Annotated in this window: 18 protein-coding genes and 1 pseudogene; 3 read left to right on the forward strand and 16 right to left on the reverse strand. The window is 70.6% G+C overall.

What is annotated here, in order from left to right; genetic code table 11:
• Nucleotides 1-399: 399 nt before the first annotated feature.
• From ACFWB8_RS32275 to ACFWB8_RS32335, 13 genes are all read right to left on the reverse strand, one after another.
• Nucleotides 400-1179, reverse strand: a complete 780-nt coding sequence (locus ACFWB8_RS32275) for a TIGR03936 family radical SAM-associated protein (protein ID WP_385235186.1) — start codon at nt 1177-1179, stop codon at nt 400-402.
• Nucleotides 1180-1306: 127 nt separating this feature from the next.
• The gene (locus ACFWB8_RS32280) at nt 1307-1711 is read right to left on the reverse strand and encodes a hypothetical protein (protein ID WP_385235189.1); all 405 of its coding nucleotides are present in this window, start codon (nt 1709-1711) and stop codon (nt 1307-1309) included.
• Complete coding sequence (locus tag ACFWB8_RS32285; protein ID WP_385235192.1) at nt 1705-2424, reverse strand: hypothetical protein; 720 nt, start codon at nt 2422-2424, stop codon at nt 1705-1707. Before ACFWB8_RS32285 ends, ACFWB8_RS32280 begins: the two co-directional genes overlap by 7 nt.
• 61 nt (nt 2425-2485) lie before the next feature.
• Entirely contained in the window at nt 2486-4411 is a 1926-nt protein-coding gene (locus ACFWB8_RS32290; RefSeq protein ID WP_385235195.1) for a TIGR03960 family B12-binding radical SAM protein, read from the reverse strand.
• A 72-nt stretch (nt 4412-4483) separates the two neighbouring features.
• Nucleotides 4484-6004 (reverse strand): CHAD domain-containing protein, encoded by a 1521-nt coding sequence (locus tag ACFWB8_RS32295; RefSeq protein ID WP_385235198.1) that lies wholly within the window; start codon nt 6002-6004, stop codon nt 4484-4486.
• A gap of 49 nt (nt 6005-6053) precedes the next feature.
• Nucleotides 6054-7253: a rod shape-determining protein RodA gene (gene rodA / locus ACFWB8_RS32300; protein ID WP_385235201.1), complete on the reverse strand. Its 1200-nt coding sequence runs from the start codon at nt 7251-7253 to the stop codon at nt 6054-6056.
• Between the two features lie 13 nt (nt 7254-7266).
• Nucleotides 7267-9465 carry a penicillin-binding protein 2 gene (mrdA, locus tag ACFWB8_RS32305; RefSeq protein ID WP_385235204.1) on the reverse strand — a complete coding sequence of 733 codons (2199 nt, stop codon included), beginning with the start codon at nt 9463-9465 and terminating at the stop codon, nt 7267-7269.
• Nucleotides 9466-9477: 12 nt separating this feature from the next.
• A complete protein-coding gene (gene mreD, locus ACFWB8_RS32310) occupies nt 9478-10182 on the reverse strand; it encodes a rod shape-determining protein MreD (protein WP_385235207.1) in 705 nt (234 codons plus the stop codon).
• A 12-nt stretch (nt 10183-10194) separates the two neighbouring features.
• Complete coding sequence (gene mreC / locus ACFWB8_RS32315) at nt 10195-11142, reverse strand: rod shape-determining protein MreC (protein ID WP_385235210.1); 948 nt, start codon at nt 11140-11142, stop codon at nt 10195-10197.
• A 131-nt stretch (nt 11143-11273) separates the two neighbouring features.
• On the reverse strand, nt 11274-12293 hold the full coding sequence (locus ACFWB8_RS32320) for a rod shape-determining protein (protein WP_069923827.1): 1020 nt from the start codon (nt 12291-12293) through the stop codon (nt 11274-11276).
• Nucleotides 12294-12589: 296 nt separating this feature from the next.
• Nucleotides 12590-13000: a nucleoside-diphosphate kinase gene (gene ndk / locus ACFWB8_RS32325; protein ID WP_365920372.1), complete on the reverse strand. Its 411-nt coding sequence runs from the start codon at nt 12998-13000 to the stop codon at nt 12590-12592.
• A 65-nt stretch (nt 13001-13065) separates the two neighbouring features.
• Entirely contained in the window at nt 13066-13434 is a 369-nt protein-coding gene (locus tag ACFWB8_RS32330) for a DUF4233 domain-containing protein (protein ID WP_385235214.1), read from the reverse strand.
• Between the two features lie 2 nt (nt 13435-13436).
• Complete coding sequence (locus tag ACFWB8_RS32335; RefSeq protein WP_385235218.1) at nt 13437-14960, reverse strand: bifunctional folylpolyglutamate synthase/dihydrofolate synthase; 1524 nt, start codon at nt 14958-14960, stop codon at nt 13437-13439.
• A gap of 118 nt (nt 14961-15078) precedes the next feature.
• On the opposite strand from ACFWB8_RS32335, the gene ACFWB8_RS32340 reads away from it, so the two are divergent.
• Nucleotides 15079-16128 (forward strand): rod shape-determining protein, encoded by a 1050-nt coding sequence (locus tag ACFWB8_RS32340; RefSeq protein ID WP_385235221.1) that lies wholly within the window; start codon nt 15079-15081, stop codon nt 16126-16128.
• Between the two features lie 13 nt (nt 16129-16141).
• On the opposite strand, the gene ACFWB8_RS32345 is transcribed toward ACFWB8_RS32340, so the two are convergent.
• Nucleotides 16142-17290, reverse strand: a complete 1149-nt coding sequence (locus ACFWB8_RS32345; protein WP_385235224.1) for a sensor histidine kinase — start codon at nt 17288-17290, stop codon at nt 16142-16144.
• Between the two features lie 152 nt (nt 17291-17442).
• Between ACFWB8_RS32345 and ACFWB8_RS32350 the strand changes: the two genes are divergently transcribed.
• Complete coding sequence (locus ACFWB8_RS32350; RefSeq protein WP_385235227.1) at nt 17443-18036, forward strand: vitamin K epoxide reductase family protein; 594 nt, start codon at nt 17443-17445, stop codon at nt 18034-18036.
• 80 nt (nt 18037-18116) lie between these two features.
• On the opposite strand, the gene ACFWB8_RS32355 is transcribed toward ACFWB8_RS32350, so the two are convergent.
• Together ACFWB8_RS32355 and ACFWB8_RS32360 are read right to left on the reverse strand one after the other, a co-directional pair.
• Nucleotides 18117-20738 (reverse strand): valine--tRNA ligase, encoded by a 2622-nt coding sequence (locus ACFWB8_RS32355; RefSeq protein WP_385235230.1) that lies wholly within the window; start codon nt 20736-20738, stop codon nt 18117-18119.
• A gap of 10 nt (nt 20739-20748) precedes the next feature.
• A pseudogene (locus ACFWB8_RS32360) lies at nt 20749-21066 on the reverse strand (hypothetical protein); the annotation flags it as partial.
• Nucleotides 21067-21276: 210 nt separating this feature from the next.
• Here ACFWB8_RS32360 and ACFWB8_RS32365 point away from each other — a divergent pair.
• A complete protein-coding gene (locus tag ACFWB8_RS32365; protein ID WP_385235233.1) occupies nt 21277-22182 on the forward strand; it encodes a hypothetical protein in 906 nt (301 codons plus the stop codon).
• The last annotated feature ends 87 nt before the right edge of the window (nt 22183-22269 follow it).

Below are 22269 nucleotides of genomic sequence, written 5' to 3' on the forward strand. Positions count from 1 at the left end.
GAGGCGCGGCCTCGGCGGCCGGGGCCGTCTCGGCGGCGACCGGGGCGCCGGGCGGGCCGGCGGGCCGGGACGCGGCGCGGCGACGCCTGCGCGGAGGCAGGTTGTCGCTCGGGCTGCCGCTGTCGGCGCCTGCGGTGGTGGTGTTGTCGTTTTCGTTGCCCAGCATGCGGGGTTTCTCCCGTCACGCTCCCGGGCGCCGCGGCTGACTTCCGGTCCGGCACGGTTCCGCCTGGACGAGCGCGGAACCGGCCTCCGGGGCGCGTTCGCCACACGGGAGCTCAGTTCATGGCCGCCGGTTCCGTACGTGTTGTCCGTACGGCCTGGCGGAAGTCTTCAGGTCAGTGCGCGGCCCGACCCAGGTGGCTCCCGAGTGCCAGGGCTGCGCGACGACGACGATCCTTACGCGGCGGGACCTTCCGGCGCCTTCGCGTCGGCGGCTACGGCGGCCATGGGTGGGGCGGCCGTGACAGCCTCGCGGTCGGGCGCGAGCGGGTCGGTCACCGTGCCGGACTCCTCGTCGAAGAGCCCCTGCGCCAGCCTGGTCACCGCTGCGGGGACCGGCGGCGCCAGGTCGGCCACAGCTCGGAGACCGGACAGGACGTCGTCGGGTCGCACGGCAGGTGTCAGATGCCGAACAACCAGCCGCAGTATCGCACAAGCATTGTCCAGGGGCCTATCAGCCGGTGCGGGAACCGCTTCCAGACTGACCACGGCGCCCCGGGTGTCGAAGGTCCGCATGCCGTTCTTGGTGCGGCGCTGGACCTCCACGGCCTCCGCGGCGAGGAAGGCGGCCACGGCGCGCTCGGCGTCCGCGTGCTCCACGCCGTCCAGGCGCAGCTCCCAGACGGAGGCGGTCAGCCGGTCGGCGAGGCCCGAGGTGCGGGCTTCGACGGCGTCGATGATGTCGAGGCCGAGGGGCATCGACTCGTCGAGCAGCTCGCGGAGCTTCGCGGGGTCGCGGGGCGCGGCGAGGGCGATCTCCAGGTACTCGGCCTCGCTGCCGGTCCCGGTCGGGGCGGCGTTCGCGTACGAGACGCGGGGGTGCGGGGTGAAGCCCGCCGAGTACGCCATGGGCACCTCCGAGCGGCGCAGGGCCCGCTCGAAGGCGCGCTGGAAGTCCCGGTGGCTGGTGAACCGGAGGCGGCCGCGCTTGGTGTAGCGCAGACGGATGCGCTGCACCACCGGTGCGGGAGGCGGGCCTTCGGGCTGTCGCTTGCCCAGTGGTTCTTCTCCTTGTGCGGGGCTCCGCGGCTCGCGCGTCGCCCTGAGGTCTGTGAGCCGGCGGGCCACTCCCGTGCCCGCCGGCTCACACCTGCTTGTGCAGGGGGCTCGCTGGTATCGGCGTGGCGGGCGTGTTGCCTGCGGCTGTCGTACTACCCAGAGTACGCGCCCGTGACCTCGCCGGTTCCCGGGGCGGCCCGCCGAACAGCACCCTTCGCACCTCGGCCCGTGCCTCCCGCACCGCCGCGCGGGCGGTCCGCCAGACCTCGCGGACGACGTGCCCGACGGGAGTGGCGACCTGCCGGTAGGCCCAGGCGCAGGGCCGCGCGACGAGCCCGCGCCACAGCCACACGAGCCCGCGCCCGATGGCCCGGCTGACCCGCCCGGCCAGGTGCCAGGCGCTGACCAGCAGCCGCCCGAGCGGCGCGAGGACGTGGGAGTACACCCCTCGCGCGGCCCATCCGGCCGCCTGGCCGAGCGGCGTCAGCACGTACCGGTACACCGCCCCCGCGACCGGCGCGACGACGTACCGCCACAGTCCGGCCCAGGGCCATACGAACAGCGCCATCCCCAGCGCCCAGCCGACCCGGGCGACGCCCTTGGCCAGCGGGAGGAGCAGATGACGGCCCGCCGCGCGGAGCGCCCGGCCGAGCCCGTCGCCCAGCGGCCGCAGCACGTACGTGACCACCGCGCGGCCCAGCCGGACCAGGCTCTGCCAGGCGGGACCCAGGACGTACGTGACCGCCGCGCGGCCAGCCAGACCAGGCTCTGCCAGGCGGGACCCAGGACGTACGTGCCCACCGCGCGGCCCAGCCAGGCCAGGCCCTGCCAGGCGGGACCCAGGACGTACGTGCCCACCGCGCGCACCAGCCAGGCCAGGGCCCGGCCGACGGGTGTCAGGACGTAGCGCCACAGGCCGACCCACGGCCAGACGAAGACCAGCTTCAGGAGGGTCGCCACGGCGCGGCCGAGTGCGCGCAGCACCGGGCGCAGGACGTGCTCGTGGAACCAGCGCAGCCCCTGCCCCGTCGGCCCGAGGACGTGCCGGTTCAGCAGTCGGGCGAGGGCGACGAGCAGGTCCCAGACCACCCGTACGGGCAGCACGATCAGCACCGCCACGATCTTCACGGGTACCCGGACGACCCCGGCCAGGCAGCCCTCGCCCTGCGGAGGCCGTGGCGGCTGCGACTTCTCCGGTTCCATGACCGTAGAGACACGCGAGGGGCCCCCGCCGTTGCGGCGGGAGCCCCTCGATACCCAGGCGTTACTTGACGACCGTCAGCGGCAGCAGCTTCTTGCCCGTCGGGCCGATCTGGATGCTGGTGTCCATCTGCGGGCAGACGCCGCAGTCGAAGCACGGGGTCCAGCGGCAGTCGTCGACCTCGGTCTCGTCGAGGGCGTCCTGCCAGTCCTCCCAGAGCCAGTCCTTGTCGAGACCGGAGTCCAGGTGGTCCCAGGGCAGGACCTCCTCGTAGGTGCGCTCGCGCGTCGTGTACCAGGCCACGTCCACGCCGTGCGCGGGCAGCGTCTTCTCGGCCGCCTCCATCCAGCGGTCGTAGCTGAAGTGCTCGCGCCAGCCGTCGAAACGGCCGCCGGACTCGTACACGGCGCGGATGACGTCGCCGATGCGGCGGTCGCCGCGCGAGAGCAGGCCCTCGACGATGCCCGGCTTGCCGTCGTGGTAGCGGAAGCCGATGGAGCGGCCGTACTTCTTGTCCCCGCGGATCTTGTCGCGGAGCTTGCCGAGGCGTGCGTCCGTCTCCTCGGCCGACAGCTGCGGCGCCCACTGGAAGGGGGTGTGCGGCTTCGGGACGAAGCCGCCGATCGACACGGTGCAGCGGATGTCGTTCTGGCCGGAGACCTCGCGGCCCTTGGCGATGACGTTGACCGCCATGTCACCGATCTGGAGCACGTCCTCGTCGGTCTCGGTCGGCAGGCCGCACATGAAGTACAGCTTCACCTGGCGCCAGCCGTTGCCGTACGCGGTGGAGACGGTCCGGATGAGGTCCTCTTCCGAGACCATCTTGTTGATGACCTTGCGCATGCGCTCGGAGCCGCCCTCGGGGGCGAAGGTCAGGCCCGACCGGCGCCCGTTGCGGGTCAGCTCGTTGGCCAGGTCGACGTTGAAGGCGTCCACGCGGGTCGACGGGAGGGACAGGCCCACCTTGTCGTCGGTGTAGCGGTCCGCGAGGCCCTTGGCGATGTCGGCGATCTCGGTGTGGTCCGCGGAGGACAGCGAGAGGAGACCGACCTCCTCGAAGCCGGTCGCCTTCAGGCCGCGCTCCACCATCTCGCCGATGCCGGTGATGCTTCGCTCCCGCACGGGGCGCGTGATCATGCCGGCCTGGCAGAAACGGCAGCCGCGGGTGCAGCCGCGGAAGATCTCCACGGACATGCGCTCGTGGACGGTCTCGGCGAGCGGGACCAGGGGCTGCTTGGGGTAGGGCCACTCGTCGAGGTCCATGACGGTGTGCTTGGAGACGCGCCACGGCACGCCGGAGCGGTTCGGCACGACACGGCCGATGCGGCCGTCGGGCAGGTACTCGACGTCGTAGAAGCCCGGCACGTAAATGTTGCCGGTCTTGGCGAGGCGCAGCAGGACTTCCTCGCGCCCGCCCGGCCGCCCCTCGGCCTTCCAGGTGCGGATGATCTCGGTCATGTCGAGGACGGCCTGCTCGCCGTCGCCGATGACCGCGCAGTCGATGAACTCCGCGATCGGCTCGGGGTTGAAGGCCGCGTGGCCGCCCGCGAGGACGATGGGGTGGTCGACCGTACGGTTGCGGGCCTCCAGCGGGATGCCCGCGAGGTCCAGCGCCGTGAGCATGTTGGTGTAGCCCAGCTCCGTGGAGAAGGACAGGCCGAACACGTCGAAGGCCGAGACCGGGCGGTGGCTGTCGACGGTGAACTGCGGCACCTTGTGCTCGCGCATCAGCTCTTCGAGGTCGGGCCACACGCTGTAGGTGCGTTCCGCGAGCACGCCCTCGCGCTCGTTGAGGACCTCGTACAGGATCATGACGCCCTGGTTGGGCAGCCCGACTTCGTACGCGTCCGGGTACATCAGCGCCCAGCGGACGTCGCAGCTCTCCCACGGCTTCACCGTGGAGTTGAGTTCACCGCCGACGTACTGGATGGGCTTCTGCACGTGCGGAAGCAAGGCCTCAAGCTGAGGGAAGACCGACTCGGTCATCACGCGACTTTCATGAAGCGGGCAGGGGGCAGCTCTCAAGCGTACCCCCAGGCTCAGGTGCCCCCACCCACATGATCATCCCAGTGCGGCCCTGGGACCCGGCTCGGAGGCCTTCGCCCAGATGTCCGGAAGCTCCTGTTCGCGCCGCGCGGCCAGGGCCTCCTCGTGGGCGTAGAGCACGCCCCAGGTGAAGGCGGACTCCCCGGCGCCCGCCGCCTGGACGGCGAGGCCGAGCAGGGCGTCGCGGGCGACCACGCTGTCCTGGTGGTCGCCGAGCAGGGACTGGACCTTCTTCATGGCTTTGGCCAGGCGTTTCGCCGGTTTGCCGAGTGCGGGCGTGGCCGCTTCCGCCGCGTACCGGGCCCGTTTGGCCGCCTTGCGGGCCTCGTGCAGGGCCAGGTCGCGCTCGTGGCCCTCGGCGAGTGCGAGCGCCGCGGCGACGCGGCCGGCGAGGCGCTCGTAGTCGCGCAGGACGGCCCGGGGCAGGACGCGCTCCGCCCGCCCGCGGGCGGCCTTGCGCAGCGGGGGCTCGTCCAGCAGGGCGTCGACGGAGTCCAGCAGGGCGAGGTGGCGCGGGCTGTCGAGCGCGGCCAGGGCGCGGCGGCGCGATCCGGAGCGGCGGGTGGCGTTCCACGTGCGCAGCCGGCCGCGGACCGGGCCGAGCAGCAGGGTGCGCGGCAGTTCGTCGAGGCGGGTCTGGAGCCGCTCCAGCAGGACCTCCTGGTCGCGGTCGACGCCGAGTTCGGCGGCGAGCCAGCGCAGTTCCTCGCCGAGCGGGTCGGTGACGGTCCGGTCCAGCACCGTGCGGTACGTCTTGAGGGCGCTGCGCAGGCGGCGGGTGGCGACCCGCATGCGGTGCACGGAGTCCGGCAGGTCGCGCCGTACGGCGGGGTCCTGGGCGATCAGGGCGTCGCGCTGCTCGCGCAGGTACGCCAGGACGTACGCGCCCGCCGTGCCGTCGGAGCCGTCGCCCGCGGGCCGGGCCGGCGGGGCCGTGCCGGTCTCGGCCAAGGCCCGGGCGAGCTTCGAGGGGGCGTCGCAGACCTTGAGACCGGCCTTGCGGAAGGTCTTCTCGACCGCGTCGAGCAGCCCGGGGTCGACCCCGTCGGCGAGTTCCACCTCCACCTCGGTCCAGGCGGCGGTGGCCTCGCCCCGCTCGGCCCGGACCGCGTCGGTGCTCAGTTCCGCGAGCAGGGCTCCGTCGGCGTCGAGGAGGTGGCTGACCCGGCGCGAGGAGAGGAGCCTGACCTGCGGCTCCAGGGCGGCGCCCCGCACCCGGGAGCGGAGCAGGGCGGCCAGCGGGCGCGGGACGGTGTCGCTGAGCGCGACCCCGATCTCGTCCCGCACGCCCGGGGAGACGGGCAGTTTCAGGTGCCAGCCGGCGTCGGCCCCGCCGGTTCTGCGCCGCAGGGTGAGACCGTCGGCCGCGAGCCGCTGGTCGGGGGTGTCGTAGTAGACGGCGTCGAGGTCGACGGTGCCCTGATCGCGGACGGCCGCGATCGCGGCCGTGCCGGTCAGGTCCGGCACTCCCAGCCGGGCCGACTTCGCCCGGGAGAACTCGAACTTCCGCTCGATCTCGCGCTTCGTGTCCGCCATGAACCGAATTTAGTCCTGAACGGAGCGCGGCGGCAGGGTGAACGGAGCATCAGGCCGACAATGGCCGTTGCACCTTGATCGACTGCAGCAGCCCGATGGCCACCCACACCGCGAACATCGACGAGCCTCCGTACGAGACGAAGGGCAGCGGGAGCCCGGCCACCGGCATGATCCCGAGGGTCATCCCGATGTTCTCGAAGGCCTGGAAGGAGAACCAGGCGATGATCCCGGCGCAGACGATCGTCCCGTACAGCTCGGTGGTCTCGCGGGCGATCATGCAGGCCCGCCACAGCACGATGCCCAGCAGCACCAGGATCAGCCCGGCTCCGATGAAGCCGAGCTCCTCCCCCGCGACCGTGAAGACGAAGTCGGTCTGCTGTTCCGGCACGAACTGGCCGGTGGTCTGGGACCCCTTGAAGAGGCCCGAGCCGCTCAGTCCGCCGGAACCGATCGCGATGCGCGCCTGGTTGGTGTTGTAGCCGACGCCCGCGGGGTCGAGCTCGGGGTTGGCGAAGGCCGCGAAGCGGTTGATCTGGTACTCGTCGAGGATGCCGAGCTGCCAGACCAGGACGGCTCCGGACGCGCCCGAGGCGAGCAGGCCCAGCACCCAGCGGTTGGAGGCTCCGGAGGCCAGCAGCACGCCGAGCACGATGACGACCATGACCATGACGGAGCCGAGGTCGGGCATCAGCATCACGATGCCCATGGGGGCGGCGGCCAGGCACAGCGCCTTGACGACCGTGCGGTGGTCCGGGTGGGTGAGGTCGCCCGCGTCCACCCGGGTGGCCAGCAGCATCGCCATGCCCAGGATGATCGTGATCTTCACGAACTCGGAGGGCTGGAGCGAGAAGCCGCCGCCGATCACGATCCAGGCGTGGGCACCGTTGATGGTGGCGCCGAGCGGAGTGAGCACGGCGAGGATGAGCACGAGCGAGAGCCCGTAGAGGACCGGCACCGCGCCGCGCAGGGTGCGGTGGCCGAGCCAGACGGTGCCGATCATCAGGACGAGGCCGATGCCGGCGTTCAGGGCGTGCCGGGCCAGGAAGTAGTAGGGGTCTCCCTGGTTCAGCTGAGTCCGGTTGCGGGTCGCCGACCACACCAGCAGGGCGCCGATGAAGGACAGCGCGAGCGCGGACAGGAGTATCGGCCAGTCGAGCCGGCGGATCACCGAGTCGCGGGCGGTGAGCTTGGCCATCGCCCCGCGCTCGGGCGCGTACCGGGAGACGGAGAACTTGTTGGCGGTCTGCATGTCGGTTCGGTCCTCAGTCGTGCTGCGCGGGGCGCTGGGCGGTCGGGCCGGCGAGCGCGGGCGGGCCGGCGAGCGCGGGCGGCGCCAGCTCTTCCGGGGACGGCGGCACGTACGGCCGGATCTCGGGGGATTCGATGGAGCCGTCGGGGTAGATCTTGGGCAGTTTCGCCTCCGGCCCCAGCAGCAGGGCGTTCTTCGGGTCCTGCTTCCCGTCCATGGTCAGACCGTAGATGGCGTTGTAGAGGCTGCGGACGGCCGGCCCGCAGGCTCCGGAGCCGGTGCCGCCCTGGGAGATCGTCATGACGATCGTGAAGTCCTTGGTGTAGGTCGCCAGCCAGGACGTGGTCTGCTTGCCGTAGACCTGGGCGGTGCCGGTCTTCGCGTGCATCGGGATCTTGTCCATCGGCCAGCCGATGAACCGCCAGGCAGCGGTGCCTCCCGGCTCGGCGACCGAGCGCAGGCCCTTGTCGAGGTCGCCGATGGTCTTGGCATCGACCGGCAGCCTGCCGTGGGCCTGGGGCTTGATCATCTCGATCCTCTTGCCGTCAGGGCTGACCAGGGCCTTGCCGACCGTGGGGTCGTAGAGGGTGCCCCCGTTGCTGATGGCGGAGTACACGGTGGCCATCTGGATGGGGGTGACGAGGACGTCTCCCTGGCCGATGGCGAAGTTGATGCTGTCGTAGGCCTTCAGCTGGTTGCCTTCGAGGCAGCTCTCGTAGGCGATCTGCTCGACGTAGGTGCCGCCCTTCTTGCCCTGCTTGCACCAGGAGTCCTTGTTGGCCTTCCAGAAGCTCTGCTTCCACCGGCGGTCGGGGATGCGTCCGGTGACCTCGTTCGGCAGGTCGATGCGGGTCTCTGAGCCGAGCCCGAAGTCGCGGGCGGTCCGGTAGAACCAGTCGTGGGCGTCCTTCTTGGGCTTGAGGCCGCCGTCGCGCTGCCACTCCTTGTGGCCGAGGGCGTAGAAGACGGTGTTGCAGGAGAACTTGAGGGCGTCGCCGAGGGTGATGGGGCCGTGCCCCTTGGACTCGAAGTTCGCGAAGCTCCGGCCGCCCATGTTGTAGGAAGAGCTGCAGTTGTACTTGTCGTCAAAGGCGTAGCCGGCCCGCACGGCCGCGCTCGCCGAGACCACCTTGAAGATGGAGCCTGCGGGGGCCTGGCCCTGGATGGCCCGGTTGAGCAGCGGGTAGTTGGAATTCTTGCTGGTGAGGTTGGCGTAGTCCTTGCCCGAAATGCCGCCGACCCAGGCGTTGGGGTCGTAGTCGGGCTGGGAGGCCATCGCGACGACGCGGCCGGTCTTGGCCTCCATGACGACGACGGCGCCCGAGTCGGCCTCGTACTTGCGGTTGGTGATGTTGTCGGTCTCCTGACGGACGACCTTCATCGCCTGCTGGAGCTCGTACTCGGCGACGGACTGGACCCGGGCGTCGATGCTGGTGACGAGGGTGGACCCGGCCACGCCCGGGTCGGACTTGGTCTGGCCCATGACCCGGCCGAGGTTGTCGACCTCGTACGAGGTGACTTCCGCCTTGCCGCGCAGCTGCCTGTCATAGGTGCGTTCGATTCCGGAGCGGCCGACCTGATCCGAGCGCAGATGCGGCGAGTCGGTGTCCTTGGCCTTTTGGATCTCGTCGTCGGTGACCGGCGAGAGGTAGCCGAGCACCTGTGCGGTGCGCGCTCCGCCGGGAGCCGGGTAGCGCCGGACGGCGGTGGGCTCCGCGGTGATGCCGGGGAACTCCTCGGGGCGTTCGCGCAGCTGCAGCGCCTGCTGCGTGGTGGCTTCGAGGGTGACCGGAATCGGCTGGTACGGGGAGCCGTTCCAGCAGGGCGCGGGGGTCTGGGAGTCGCAGAGCCGGACCTTCTCCATGACCTCCTTGGGGGTCATGTCCAGGACGTCGGCGAGGCGGGTCATGACGGCCTTGCCCCTGTCCTTCATCTTCATCAGCGCCGTGCGGCTGGCCGATACGACCAGACGGGTCTCGTTGTCGGCGAGCGGGACCCCGCGGGCGTCGAGGATCGAGCCGCGCACGGCGGGCTGGACGACCCGCTGGACGTGATTGCTCTTCGCCTCGTGGTAGTACTCGTCGCCGTTGCGGATCTGGAGGTACCAGAGCCGGCCGCCGAGGGTGACGAGCATCGAGAAGACGAGCACCTGGATCATGATGAGCCTGATCTGCACCCGGGAGGTGCGGCCGGTCTCCGGAACGTTGGTCACGTCCGCTCCCTCTCAGAGTTTCTTGATGCTCTTCACACCCTTGACACCCTTGACGCCCTTTATCCGGACGGCCCGGTTGGCGCGGCTGCGCGCGGTCTTCATGCGCAGGCCGCCGCGCTGGCTGCCGATCCGCAGGCCGGTGCCGCCGGCCAGCCAACCGGAGGCGATGTCCTTGCCCGTCGGCGCGCCGCCGTTGGCCTCGACGGCCATGGGGTCGTTCTCGGCCCGACGGGCGAGCGCCATGATGAACGGCACCGTGAAGGGGGCGAGCAGCAGGTCGTACAGGACGGCCGTGAACAGCAGCCCGGTCAGCCCCACATGGCGGGCGGCGGTGTCGCCGACGAGCGCGCCGACCCCGGCGTAGAGCAGCGTGGAGGCGAAGGCGGCGCCCACGACGGTGAGCATCGGACCCCAGGCGGAACGGAACCGTCCGCTGTCGGGACGGACCAGCCCCGCGACGTAGCCGATGACGCACAGGACGAGCGCGTACCGTCCGGCGGCGTGATCGGCGGGCGGGGCCAGGTCGGCGAGGAGTCCGGCGGCGAAGCCGATGAGGGCGCCGCTGACGTGCCCGTACACGAGTGCGAGGGCCACGACAGTCAGGAGGACCAGGTCGGGCACGGCTCCGGGGAGTTGGAGCCGGCCCAGGACGGTGACCTGGACGACGAGGGCGACCACGACGAGCGTGCCCGCGAGCAGGATCCGGTTGAAGCGCATGACGGTCGGCTCCTACTCGTCGGCCGGCTTGCCGGGCACGGTGGCGGACGCGGACGGGGCGACCGTGACGGTGACCGTCGGGATGGGCTTCGGCGCCTCGGGCTTGGGCGGCAGGACCGCGTCGCGCGGGTCCTCGCGCGGCGGCATCACGACGACGCCGACGATGTCGAGGCGCGAGAAGGAGACGGCCGGCTTCACCCAGACGGTGCGGGTCAGGTCTCCGCGCGAGGGGTCGACCTTGACCACCTCGCCGATCGGGACGCCGGGCACGAAGGGCTTGTTGCCGCGCGAGCCGAAGGTGACGAGCCGGTCGCCGGGGTTGATCTTGGCCTTGCCGTTGAGCATCTGGACGGACATGGCGCGGTCGCCCTGGCCGGTGGCGAAGCCGAGTTCGCCGGTCTTCTCCAGGCGGGTGCCGACGGTGAAGTCCGGGTCGTTGGCGAGCACCACGGTCGCGGTGTCGGGGCCGACGGTGGAGACCCGGCCGACGAGGCCGTCCCCGTTGAGGACGGTCATGTCGCGCTCGATGCCGTCCTTGCTGCCGGCGTCGATGGTGACGGTCCAGGAGAAGCCCTGGGCCGCTCCTATGGCGATGACCTCGGCGCCCTTGATGCCGTACTGCCCGGCGCCCGCGCGCTTGAGCATCTCGTCCAGCTCGTGGATCCGGCTGCGGGTCTGTTCGTCGCTGCCCAGCTTGGCCTTCAGGACCGCGTTCTGGCGCTCCAGCGTGGCGATGCGGTTGTGCCGCTCGCCGGAGTCCCGTACCGCCCCTATGGCATTGGCGACGGGGTCGACGGCGGTCGACACGCCCTTCTCGACCGGGCCGAAGACCGCTGCCGCGGCCTGCCGGGCACCGTCGACCGGTGACTCCTCACCCGCCCTGATGTCCACCGTGATCAATGCGAACGCGATGGCGATCAGAAGCACCAGGAGCAGCCGGCTCTCTCGTGTGTCCCTCACGTGCGGCGGCCGTGCCTTCCTCGTCGGAATGTTCTTGCCTGTATATCAACGATCCGCCGCACGGGCCCGGTAGCACCCGTACGGCGGATCATTGTGTTCCGCAATGTCCCCTCGGCAGCGAGGGGGCTGTGTCAGCGCCGGGGCTGGGCGTCCAGGACCTGCTGGAGCGCCTCGAACTCCTCGACGCACTTGCCGGAGCCGAGCGCGACGGAGTCGAGCGGGTCCTCGGCGATGTGGATGGGCATGCCCGTCTCGCGGCGCAGCCGCTCGTCGAGGCCGCGCAGCAGGGCGCCGCCGCCGGTCAGGACGATGCCGCGGTCCATGATGTCGCCGGAGAGCTCCGGCGGGCACTTGTCCAGGGTGGTCTTGACCGCGTCGACGATGGCGTTGACGGGCTCCTCGATGGCCTTGCGCACCTCGGCGGCCGAGATGACGACGGTCTTCGGCAGCCCGGACACCAGGTCACGGCCGCGGATCTCGGTGTGCTCGTCCTTGTCGAGGTCGTAGGCCGAACCGATGGTGATCTTGATCTGCTCGGCGGTGCGCTCGCCGAGGAGGAGCGAGTACTCCTTCTTGATGTGCTGGATGATCGCGTTGTCCAGCTCGTCACCGGCCACCCGGATGGACTGCGCCGTGACGATTCCGCCGAGGGAGATGACGGCGACCTCGGTGGTGCCGCCGCCGATGTCCACGACCATGTTGCCGGTGGCCTCATGGACGGGCAGGCCCGCGCCGATGGCGGCGGCCATGGGCTCCTCGATGATGTGCACCTGGCGGGCGCCGGCCTGCGTGGACGCCTCGATGACGGCTCGGCGCTCCACTCCCGTGATGCCGGAGGGCACGCAGACCACGACGCGCGGACGGGCCAGGTAGCGGCGCTTGTGGATCTTGAGGATGAAGTACCGGAGCATCCGCTCGGTGATCTCGAAGTCGGCGATCACGCCGTCCTTGAGGGGCCGTACGGCGACGATGTTGCCGGGCGTCCGGCCGATCATCTTCTTCGCCTCGGAGCCGACCGCCAGGATGCCACCGGTGTTCGTGTTGATGGCGACCACGGACGGCTCGTTCAGGACGATTCCCCGGCCCCTCACGTACACCAGCGTGTTGGCGGTCCCGAGGTCGATCGCCATGTCACGGCCGATGAACGACATGTTGTTCCCCTTGTTCCCCATGAGGAGCGTCTGGCCTTCCAGTTGATAGCGGCTGCTGTCAGGTCGGCGAGGTGGGTGTGTGGGTGGAGGCCCCATCGTAGTGCCGCAAGTACGGACACCGCGCGACGGGACTCCGGCAATCCCGCCGGAACGGATACCCGTCCCCTTAGTGGTGACGTCGGGTCCTGCACATGCGTTCCCGCTATTACCCCTCAATACCGAAGGGCGACCGAAATTACTTCGGTCGCCCCAGGTCATGAGCGCTATTTGGCTGATGTTGCGTCAGAAAAGAGTGATCACAGTGCCGGGAAGAACAGCTTCAGCTCACGCTCGGCGGACTCCTCGGAATCCGAGGCGTGGATCAGGTTCTCCCGGGTGACGGTGCCGAAGTCGCCGCGGATCGAACCGGGCGCCGCCGCGATCGGGTCGGTGGGTCCGGCCAACTGGCGGACACCCTCGATCACGCGTTCCCCTTCGACGACCAGGGCGACGACGGGACCGCTGGACATGAAGCCCATGAGGGGCTCGTAGAACACCTTGCCCTTGTGCTCGCCGTAGTGCGCCTCGAGGGTCTCCTGATCCAGCGTGCGCAGCTCCAGCGCCGGGATGGTCCAGCCGGCCTTCCGCTCGATGCGGCCGATGATCTCGCCCACCAGACCGCGGCGGACGGCGTCGGGCTTGAGCAGAACGAGGGTGCGCTGGGTCATGTTGCGGCTCCTTGCGGCATACGGGTGCGGTAGGACGAATCTACAGGGCCGTTGGAGGGACCCCGTCACGCAGCGTCGGGCGCCGCCGACGACGCGGCCGACTCCTGCGCGGCCGCCCAGCGGGCCTTGATCGAGTCGATCTTGCGGCCGTAGTGCACCGAGCACCACCACAGCCCCGTGAACACCGCGCCGAGGAAGAACATCATCGGAACGACCAGTCCGCTCAGGATCAGCCCGATCTGGAGCGCCCAGCCGATCTGCACGGCCCCGGGCCGCGACAGCATCCCGCAGAGCAGCACCGACAGCAGCATGGCGATCCCGCAGACCGTCCAGACCGTCGCCTGCGTCAGATCCGGGTTCTTCATCGCCACGAGTCCCGCGAACCCGATCACGAAGAACTCACCGATCAGCGTGCTCGCACACAGCGTGCGCATCCTCAGCCCCTCCTCAGCAGCAGGCGGGCCTCGCCCACCGTGATCACGGACCCGGTCACCAGCACACCGGCCCCGCCGTACTCCGCCTCTTCCTCCGCCAGGGTGATCGCCGCCTCGATGGCGTCGTCCAGCCGCGGCTCCACCTGGACCCGGTCCGGCCCGAAGACCTCCACCGCGACGGCGGCCAGCTCGTCTGCCGTCATCGCCCGGTGGCTGGAGTTCTCCGTCACCACCACCTCCGCGAAGATCGGTTCGAAGGCCTCGAAGACCCCGCGCACGTCCTTGCCCTCGCTCGCGCCGACGACACCGATCAGCCGGCTGAAGCCGAAGGACTCGGTGACCGCCTCGGCCGTGGCCGCCGCGCCCGCCGGGTTGTGCGCCGCGTCCAGGACCACGGTCGGGCTGCGCCGCACGACCTCCATCCGGCCCGGCGAGGTCACCGAGGCGAAGGCCTTGCGCACCGTGTCGGCGTCCAGCACCCGCGCGTGGTCCGCGCCGATCCCGAAGAAGGCCTCGACCGCGGCCAGCGCCACCGCCGCGTTGTGCGCCATGTGGGCGCCGTACAGCGGCAGGAAGATCCCGTCGTACTCGCCGCCCAGCCCGCGCAGCGTCAGCTGCTGGCCGCCGACCGCGACCTCGCGGGTCACGACGCCGAACTCCATGCCCTCGCGGGCCACCGTCGCGTCGGCCTCGACGGCCTTCTTCAGCAGCACCTGCGCCGCGTCCACCGGCTGCTGCGCCAGGATCACGGTGGCGCCCTGCTTGATGACCCCGCCCTTCTCCTGCGCGATCTCGCGCGGCGTGGAGCCGAGGCGGTCGGTGTGGTCCAGGCTGATCGGGGTGATCACCGCGACCGAGCCGTCGATCACGTTGGTCGCGTCCCAGCTGCCGCCCATGCCGACCTCGACCACGGCGGCGTCCACCGGGGCGTCCGCGAAGGCCGCGTACGCCATGCCGGTGAGCACCTCGAAGAAGGACAGCCGGTACTCCTCGGCCGCGTCGACCATCTCCACGTACGGCTTGATGTCGTGGTACGTCTCCACGAACCGCTCGGCGGTGATCGGCGCCCCGTCCAGGCTGATCCGCTCGGTGATCGACTGCACGTGCGGGCTGGTGTAGCGGCCCGTGCGCAGCTCGAAGGCGTTCAGCAGGGCCTCGATCATCCGGGCCGTGCTGGTCTTGCCGTTGGTGCCGGTGACGTGGATGGACGGGTACGCCCGCTGCGGCTCGCCCAGTACGTCCATCAGCGCCGCGATCCGCGACACCGACGGCTCCAGCTTGGTCTCGCCCCAGCGGGTGGCCAGCTCCTGCTCCACCTCCTGCAGCGCCTTCGCCGCCTCGGAATCGACGGGCGGCGCTGGTACCGGGTCACCCTGGGGCGGACCGGCCTGGGCGCGCAGGGTACGGCTGCCCGCCTCGATCACCGCCAGGTCGGGGTCGCGGTCGGACTCTGCCGCCACGATCTGGTCGAACTCGTCGGATTCGCCGAAGGGGCCGTCGTGGCTGTCGGGCTGCTGCTCACTCACGGAGCCCAGTCTACGGACGAGGACCCCGAGGACTTTCGGCCCGGCCGTTTCGGGACCTTCGGCGACGGATGCGACCGGATCGTTATGCAAACCTTGCGGGCAGGAGATTGGGGAACAAATGCCGCAGGCCAGCACCAACAAGACAGCTTCCAGCCGCGACATAGGGATAGACCTGGGGACGGCCAACACGCTCGTCTATGCGCGGGGGCACGGCATCGTCCTGAATGAGCCGTCCGTGGTCGCCGTCAAGGCGGGCACGACCACGGCCCTGGCCGTAGGCACCGAGGCCAAGGAGACCATCGGCCGCACTCCCGGCTCCATCACCGCGATCCGCCCCCTCAAGGACGGCGTGATCTGCGACTACGAGGCCGCCGAGGAAATGATCCGGCACTTCGTCCGCAAGGCGGTCCCCGGCCGTCGCTCCCGCACCCGGATGGTGATCTGCGTACCGTCCGGCGTGACCCCGGTCGAGCGGCGGGCCATCGTGCAGGCCTCCACCCGCGCCGGCGCCAAGGTCGTGCACCTGATCGAGGAGCCCATGGCGGCCGCGATCGGCGCCGGACTGCCGGTGTCCGAGCCGCGCGGCTCGATGGTCGTCGACATCGGCGGGGGCACCTCCGAGGTCGCCGTCATCTCGCTGGGCGGCATCGTCACCGCCCAGTCGCTGCGGGTCGGCGGGGACCGGCTGGACGCCGCGATCATGGACTACGTGCGCAAGGAGCACTCACTGCTCATCGGCGAGCGCAGCGCCGAGGACATCAAGGTCGGCATCGGCTCGGCCTGGCCGGTGCCCGACCGGCCGGAGCTGGAGACCCGCTCCTTCACCGTGCGCGGCCGCGAGAAGGTCGGCGGCATGCCCAAGACGCTCCAGCTCTCCGCCAGGGACGTACGGACCGCGCTCGACGAGCCGATCGAGGCGATCATCGCCGCGGTGCGCACCACCCTGGAGGAGTGCCCGCCGGAGCTGTCCGGCGACGTGATGGAGCACGGCATCACGCTGACCGGCGGGGGCGCGCTGCTCCCCGGCCTGGACCTGCGCATGGCCTCCGCGACCGGCATCCCGGTCTTCGTGGCGGACGACCCGCTGGACTGCGTGGCCCTGGGCTCCGGCAGGTGCGTGGAGGACCTGGACACCCTGGGCAGCTTGCTGGCCCCGGCCAAGACCTAGGGGCGAAAGGGGTCTAGCCGCGCGGGAGGGTCGCCACGACCTCGTACGCGTCCTGCGTGCGCGTCGCCGTCAGGCTTCCGCCCAGGCTGCGCACGCGCTCGGACATGCTCGCGGTGCCCGAGCCCGCCGAGACGGGGGCCCGGGTCGGATGCCGGTCGGCCAGGCCGTTGCGCACCGCGATCCGCAGGTGCGCGCCGTCCGCCGTGATCGCCACCTCGATGGTTTCGCCGCGGGCGTGCTTGGCCGCATTGGTCAGACACTCCTGCACCACCCGGTAGACCGCCGCCTGCCGCAGCGGCGACAGCCCGTGCACGTCCGGGTCCATGGCCAGCCGTACGGGCGAACCGGCCCGGCCGCTCTCCTCCGCGAGCGCCGCCAGCCCGTCCACACCCGGGGTCGAGGCCCGCTCCCCGCGCTGCACGATGATGTCGTTCAGCACCAGGTGGGCCCGGCGCGCGGTGTCGGCGAGCTCCTCGAAGTCCTTCGCGTAGGCCGTCTCGCGCGCCCGCATCGACAGCACCTCCGAGCGCACCGTGAGCAGGGTCAGCTCCCGGCCGACGAAATCGTGGACGTCGCGTGCGACCGAGGTGCGCTCCTGCTCGACCGCCTGGAAGACGGCCGACTCGGCCCGCCGCGCGGTGAGCTCGCGCACCAGGTCGTGCCGGTACGCGGCGATGCCCACGGCCGAGGCGAGCACCCCGATGGGCACCACGAGGCTGAGGAAGGCGCTGAGGGTCTCGGCCCGCGGCTCGGGCCAGCCCGGCACGCTGAACACCGTCAGCGCGAAGGCCACGTAGCCGAGCGTGGCGAGGATCCCGGCCCGGCGTCCGCGGTAGCGGCCCACCGAGTAGAGGGCGAACTGGATCAGGGTGAGCTCGTGGAGCCAGCCGATGAAGAGCAGCGCGGTGAGGTACGAGATCCACGGCGTCCGGCGCCGGACCAGCAGGGTCGAACAGCCCGCGGCGAGCACCAGGGCGGCGGCGAGGCCGCTGAGGGAGTTGTCAGCGGCGGCCAGGCCCGGCAGGTCGAGCGCCATCAGGCCGAAGCAGCTCAGCGCCGTGAGCACGTCCAGCGTCCCGGGCGACCCGGACCAGCTGTTGGTGAGCCGACGGCCGGTGGCGACGGCCCGGTGGAGCGCCGAGGCGACGGGCTTGGACTGCATGCCCTCCATCATCCGTGCTCCGCGCGGATGATCGGATCCCCAGAGAGCCAGATAACGAGTGATTTAGGGCACTTCGGACATGTCGGAGGTCCTGGCGGGGGACGACCTTCCGCCCTGCCGCGGGCCCGCCCGTTGCTCGTAGCGTCGGGAGAATGACCACCGCTCCGCCCACCCCACGGCCCGCCCCACGGCCCACCTCTCGGCCCACCCACCGGGGCACCGCGCTGCTCCTGCTGATCGGCGGCCTGATCGGCGCGCTGGCCTCGGGGATCCTCACGTACGACCGCATCCGCACCCTGGAGGACCCCCTCTTCACACCCGGCTGCAATGTCAACGCCGTATTCAGCTGCGGTGACGTGATGACCACCTGGCAGGGCAACCTGCTGGGCTTCCCGAACATGCTGCTCGGCATCGCCGGCTTCGCCGGGCTGGCGGGCCTCGGCACGGCCCTGGTGGCCGGCGCGGTGTTCCCGCGCTGGCTGTGGCGCGGCCTGTGGGCCGGGATCTCGGCGGGCTTCGCCTTCACGGTGTGGCTGATCAGCCAGTGCCTGTACGTGATCGGCGCGCTCTGCCCGTGGTGCATGGTCATCTGGGCGGTGATGATCCCGCTGTTCTGGTACGTGACCCGGCAGCTGGCCGGGCCGGACTCCCGGCTGCGGGCGCTGCCGCACTGGCTGGTCCCGGCGGCCCTGTACGCGGTGGTCGCCGGGCTGATCATCGGACGGTTCGGCATCCGCCTGCTGTGACGGCGGCCCCCGGGCGGGGAAGGCATACGGGGAAGGCCCCCACATCGACGGTGTGGGGGCCTTCTCTGGTCGTGCGGCGGCTAGCCGGCCGGCAGCGCGTCCAGCTGGGCCCGGAGCCGCTCGATGTCGGCCTCGGCCTTGGCCAGACGGCCCTTGATCTTGTCCACGACGTTGTCGGGGGCCTTGGCGATGAACGCCTCGTTCCCGAGCTTCGCCCCGGCCTGCTGCTTCTCCTTCTCGGCAGCGCCCAGGTCCTTGGTGAGGCGCTTGCGCTCGGCGTCCACGTCGATGGTGCCCGACAGGTCGAGCGCCACCGTCGCGCCGGCGACCGGGAGGGTCGCGGTGGCGCTGAAGGAGTCGCCCTCCGGCTGGAGGCGCAGCAGCTGGCGGATGGCCGCCTCGTGCGCGGCCAGCGGCGTACCGGCCAGGTCCAGGCGGGCCGGAACCTTCTGGCCGTCCTGGAGGCCCTGCTCCTTGCGGAAGCGGCGGACCTCGGTGACGACCGACTGGACGCTCCCGATCTCGGCCTCGGCGGCGTCGTCGCGGAAGCCGCTGTCCTTCGGCCACTCGGCGATCACGAGCGACTCGCGCCCGGTCAGCGTGGTCCACAGCGTCTCGGTGACGAAGGGGACCACCGGGTGCAGCAGCCGCAGCATGACGTCGACGACCTCGCCCAGCACGCGGCCGGAGACCTTGGCCTGCTCGCCACCCGCGAAGAAGGTCGTCTTCGACAGCTCGACGTACCAGTCGAAGACCTCGTCCCACGCGAAGTGGTACAGCGCCTCGCTGAGCTTGGAGAACTGGAAGTCGTCGTAGTACCCGTCCACCTGCGCGACGGTCTTGTTCAGCCGGGACAGGATCCAGCGGTCGGTCGCCGACATCTGCTCGACCGGCGGCAGGTCTCCCTCGATCGTCGCGCCGTTCATCAGCGCGAAGCGCGTGGCGTTCCAGATCTTGTTGGCGAACTTGCTGGAGGCCTGGACCCAGTCCTCGCCGATCGGCACGTCGGTGCCGGGATTGGCGCCCTTGGCCAGGGTGAAGCGGACCGCGTCGGAGCCGTACTTGTCCATCCAGTCCAGCGGGTCGACGACGTTGCCGAAGGACTTCGACATCTTCTTGCCGCGCTCGTCACGGACCAGGCCGGTCAGCGCGATCGTCTTGAAGGGAGCCTCGCCGTCCATGGCGTACAGGCCGAACATCATCATCCGGGCGACCCAGAAGAAGATGATGTCGTGGCCGGTGACCAGCACGTCGGTGGAGTAGAACTTCTCCAGGTCCGGGGTCTTCTCCGGCCAGCCGAGCGTCGAGAACGGCCACAGGCCGGACGAGAACCAGGTGTCGAGGACGTCGGTGTCCTGGACCCAGCCCTCACCCGTCGGTGCCTCGTCGTCGGGTCCGACGCAGACGACCTCGCCGTCCGGGCCGTACCAGACCGGGATCCGGTGGCCCCACCACAGCTGGCGCGAGATGCACCAGTCGTTGAGGTTGTCGACCCAGTCGAAGTAGCGCTTCGACATCTCCTCGGGGTGGATCGAGACCCGGCCGTCGCGGACCGCGTCGCCGGCGGCCTGGGCCAGCGTCTCGACCTTGACCCACCACTGGAGGGACAGGCGGGGCTCGACGGTGGTGGAGCAGCGCGAGCAGTGCCCGACGGAGTGCATGTACGGACGCTTCTCGGCGACGATCCGGCCCTGCTCGCGCAGGGCGCCGACGACCGCGGAGCGGGCCTCGAAGCGGTCCAGGCCGAGGAAGGGGCCGTGGACGGTGATGACGCCGTGCTCGTCCATGATCGTCATGTTGGGCAGGTTGTGGCGCTGCCCGATGGCGAAGTCGTTCGGGTCGTGTGCCGGGGTGACCTTGACGCAGCCGGTGCCGAACTCGGGGTCGACGTGCGTGTCCGCGACGACCGGGATCGAACGGTCGGTCAGCGGCAGCTTGATGAGCTTGCCGACCAGGTGCTTGTAACGCTCGTCGTCCGGGTGGACGGCGATGGCCGTGTCACCGAGCATCGTCTCGGCGCGGGTGGTGGCGACGACGAGCGTGTCCTCGCCCTCCCCGTACTTGATGGAGACGAGCTCGCCCGCGTCCTCCTGGTACTCCACCTCGATGTCGGAGATGGCCGTCAGGCAGCGGGGGCACCAGTTGATGATGCGCTCGGCGCGGTAGATCAGCCCGTCGTCGAAGAGCTTCTTGAAGATCGTCTGGACGGCCTTGGAGAGGCCCTCGTCCATGGTGAACCGCTCGCGCGACCAGTCCACGCCGTCGCCGAGACGGCGCATCTGGCCGAGGATCTTGCCGCCGTACTCTTCCTTCCACTGCCAGACGCGCTCGACGAACTCCTCGCGGCCCAGGTCGTGGCGGGACTTGCCCTCCTCGGCGAGCTGCTGCTCGACCTTGTTCTGGGTGGCGATGCCGGCGTGGTCCATGCCGGGCAGCCACAGCGACTCGTACCCCTGCATCCGCTTGCGGCGGGTCAGGGCGTCCATGAGCGTGTGCTGGAAGGCGTGCCCCAGGTGCAGGGAGCCGGTGACGTTCGGCGGCGGGATGACGATGGTGTACGCGGGCTTCTCGCTCGCGGGGTCGGCCGTGAAGTACCCACGCTCCACCCAGCGCTCGTAGAGCTTCCCCTCTACCTCGGCCGGCGCGTACTGGGTCGGCAGTTCGGAGTTGGGGGCACTGGGTGTCTGCGTGTTCTCGGTCACGGAGCACAGTTTAGGGCCGTGCCCGTCCAGTCATGAAACCGTTGACGTACCGCCCGGCTGCCCGGCCGCCTTGTCGGCCGCGGCTTCCCGCGTCATCGCGCCGTGCCGGGGCCGTCGCCCTGGTCTTGCCGGCCCTCTGCGAGGCGTTCGGCTTCCCGAAATGCCGGCCGTGCTTGGCAGCCTTGTACTCCAGCATGTTCACGAAGGCGGACCAGCCCCCGTCGTACACGGACTCGGCGAGCCGGGTGCGTCTGGACGTCTTGTGGTGCCGGTCCCGCTGCCGGTCGGCCACCCGGGCGTGCTGCCGGGCGACCTCGATCCGGGCCTTGCGAAGCGAGCCGCATACGCGGCACCGCAGGCAGCCCCATGGCGCAATCGGCCCACATGGCCAGAAATGCCTCCAAGAGACCGAGTCTGGCGGCCTCGTGTCACAACAGCCGTAACAGGCTCGTACTGAACCGGACCCCGCGGTCCGCGCCGCTCCGCGCTTCCGCCAGGATGTGAGGAACGGATAAGCAACCTCACAGGGGGACGCGGGATGAGTTACAACCAGCCGGGGCCGTACGGGCAACAGCCTCAGCAGCCGGGACCGTACGGGCAGCAGCCCCCGCCGCCGGGGCCCTACGGGCAGCCCGCGCCCCAGCCCGGTTACGGCTACCCGCAGCAGCAGCCGGGCATCCCGCCGCAGGGGTACCCCCAGCAGCCGCAGCCCGGTTACGGCTACCCGCAGCAGCCCCCGTACGGCGGCATGCCCCCGCAGCAGCCGAAGAAGTCGAAGGCGGGCGTCGTCATCGCGGTGGTCGTCGCGGTCGCGGTGATCGCGGGCGGCGGCTGGTACTTCCTGAAGGGCGGCAGCGCCTCGATCTCCGCGGCCACCAAGGGCTACAAGCTGGTCGCCCCGGAGTCGGTGGACGACTTCAAGAAGGACCCGAAGTACAAGGGCGACGAGTTCAGCGACAAGGACCGGAAGGAAGCCGAGGGGGTGGGCGTCAAGAACCCCACCCAGGTGGGCATGTCCTACCAGTCCGGCGACCCGAAGAACCCGCTGGCCGGCAAGCTCCTCAACTTCTCGGGCGTCTACGGCGAGATCGCGGACCCGGAGAAGGCCGTGGACGCGTACTTCGCCCTGGCCAAGCTGCAGGCCACCAAGGACGACAGCAAGACGACGGTCGACCTCATCGGGAAGCCCAAGACGATGAGTCCGACCGGTTTCAAGGGCGCCGTGATGAAGTGCCAGGAGGCCAAGTTCACCGCGAAGGACCCGGCGGCCAAGGGGCCCAAGGAGTTCACGCTCCCGATCTGCATCTGGGGTGACTACAGCACCCTGAGCACGGTCACCTCCATGCAGATGGCCTCCTTGCTCGCCGGCAACTCGGGCTACACGCTCGAGCAGACCGCGGAGCTCACCGCGAAGCTCTACAACAGCGCCCGCGTCAAGGCCTGATCGGAACGCCGGTCGGCGCTGAACACGTGCGCAGCGCCGACCGATCGGGCATCCGAACGCGCGAAGGGGGCGCTCCCGACCGGGAGC

The organism is Streptomyces sp. NPDC060031, from assembly GCF_042736805.1.
Classification (GTDB): Bacteria; Actinomycetota; Actinomycetes; order Streptomycetales; family Streptomycetaceae; genus Streptomyces.

Coding starts and splice junctions, on each gene's coding strand:
- ACFWB8_RS32340 (WP_385235221.1), top strand. CDS start 15,079: ATGCCGCAGGCCAGCACCAACAAGACAGCTTCCAGCCGCGACATAGGG.
- ACFWB8_RS32295 (WP_385235198.1), bottom strand. CDS start 6,004: ATGGCGGACACGAAGCGCGAGATCGAGCGGAAGTTCGAGTTCTCCCGG.
- ACFWB8_RS32345 (WP_385235224.1), bottom strand. CDS start 17,290: ATGCAGTCCAAGCCCGTCGCCTCGGCGCTCCACCGGGCCGTCGCCACC.
- ACFWB8_RS32350 (WP_385235227.1), top strand. CDS start 17,443: ATGACCACCGCTCCGCCCACCCCACGGCCCGCCCCACGGCCCACCTCT.
- ACFWB8_RS32365 (WP_385235233.1), top strand. CDS start 21,277: ATGAGTTACAACCAGCCGGGGCCGTACGGGCAACAGCCTCAGCAGCCG.
- mreD (WP_385235207.1), bottom strand. CDS start 10,182: ATGCGCTTCAACCGGATCCTGCTCGCGGGCACGCTCGTCGTGGTCGCC.
- rodA (WP_385235201.1), bottom strand. CDS start 7,253: ATGCAGACCGCCAACAAGTTCTCCGTCTCCCGGTACGCGCCCGAGCGC.
- ACFWB8_RS32320 (WP_069923827.1), bottom strand. CDS start 12,293: ATGTCGTTCATCGGCCGTGACATGGCGATCGACCTCGGGACCGCCAAC.
- ACFWB8_RS32330 (WP_385235214.1), bottom strand. CDS start 13,434: ATGCGCACGCTGTGTGCGAGCACGCTGATCGGTGAGTTCTTCGTGATC.
- ACFWB8_RS32285 (WP_385235192.1), bottom strand. CDS start 2,424: ATGGAACCGGAGAAGTCGCAGCCGCCACGGCCTCCGCAGGGCGAGGGC.
- ndk (WP_365920372.1), bottom strand. CDS start 13,000: ATGACCCAGCGCACCCTCGTTCTGCTCAAGCCCGACGCCGTCCGCCGC.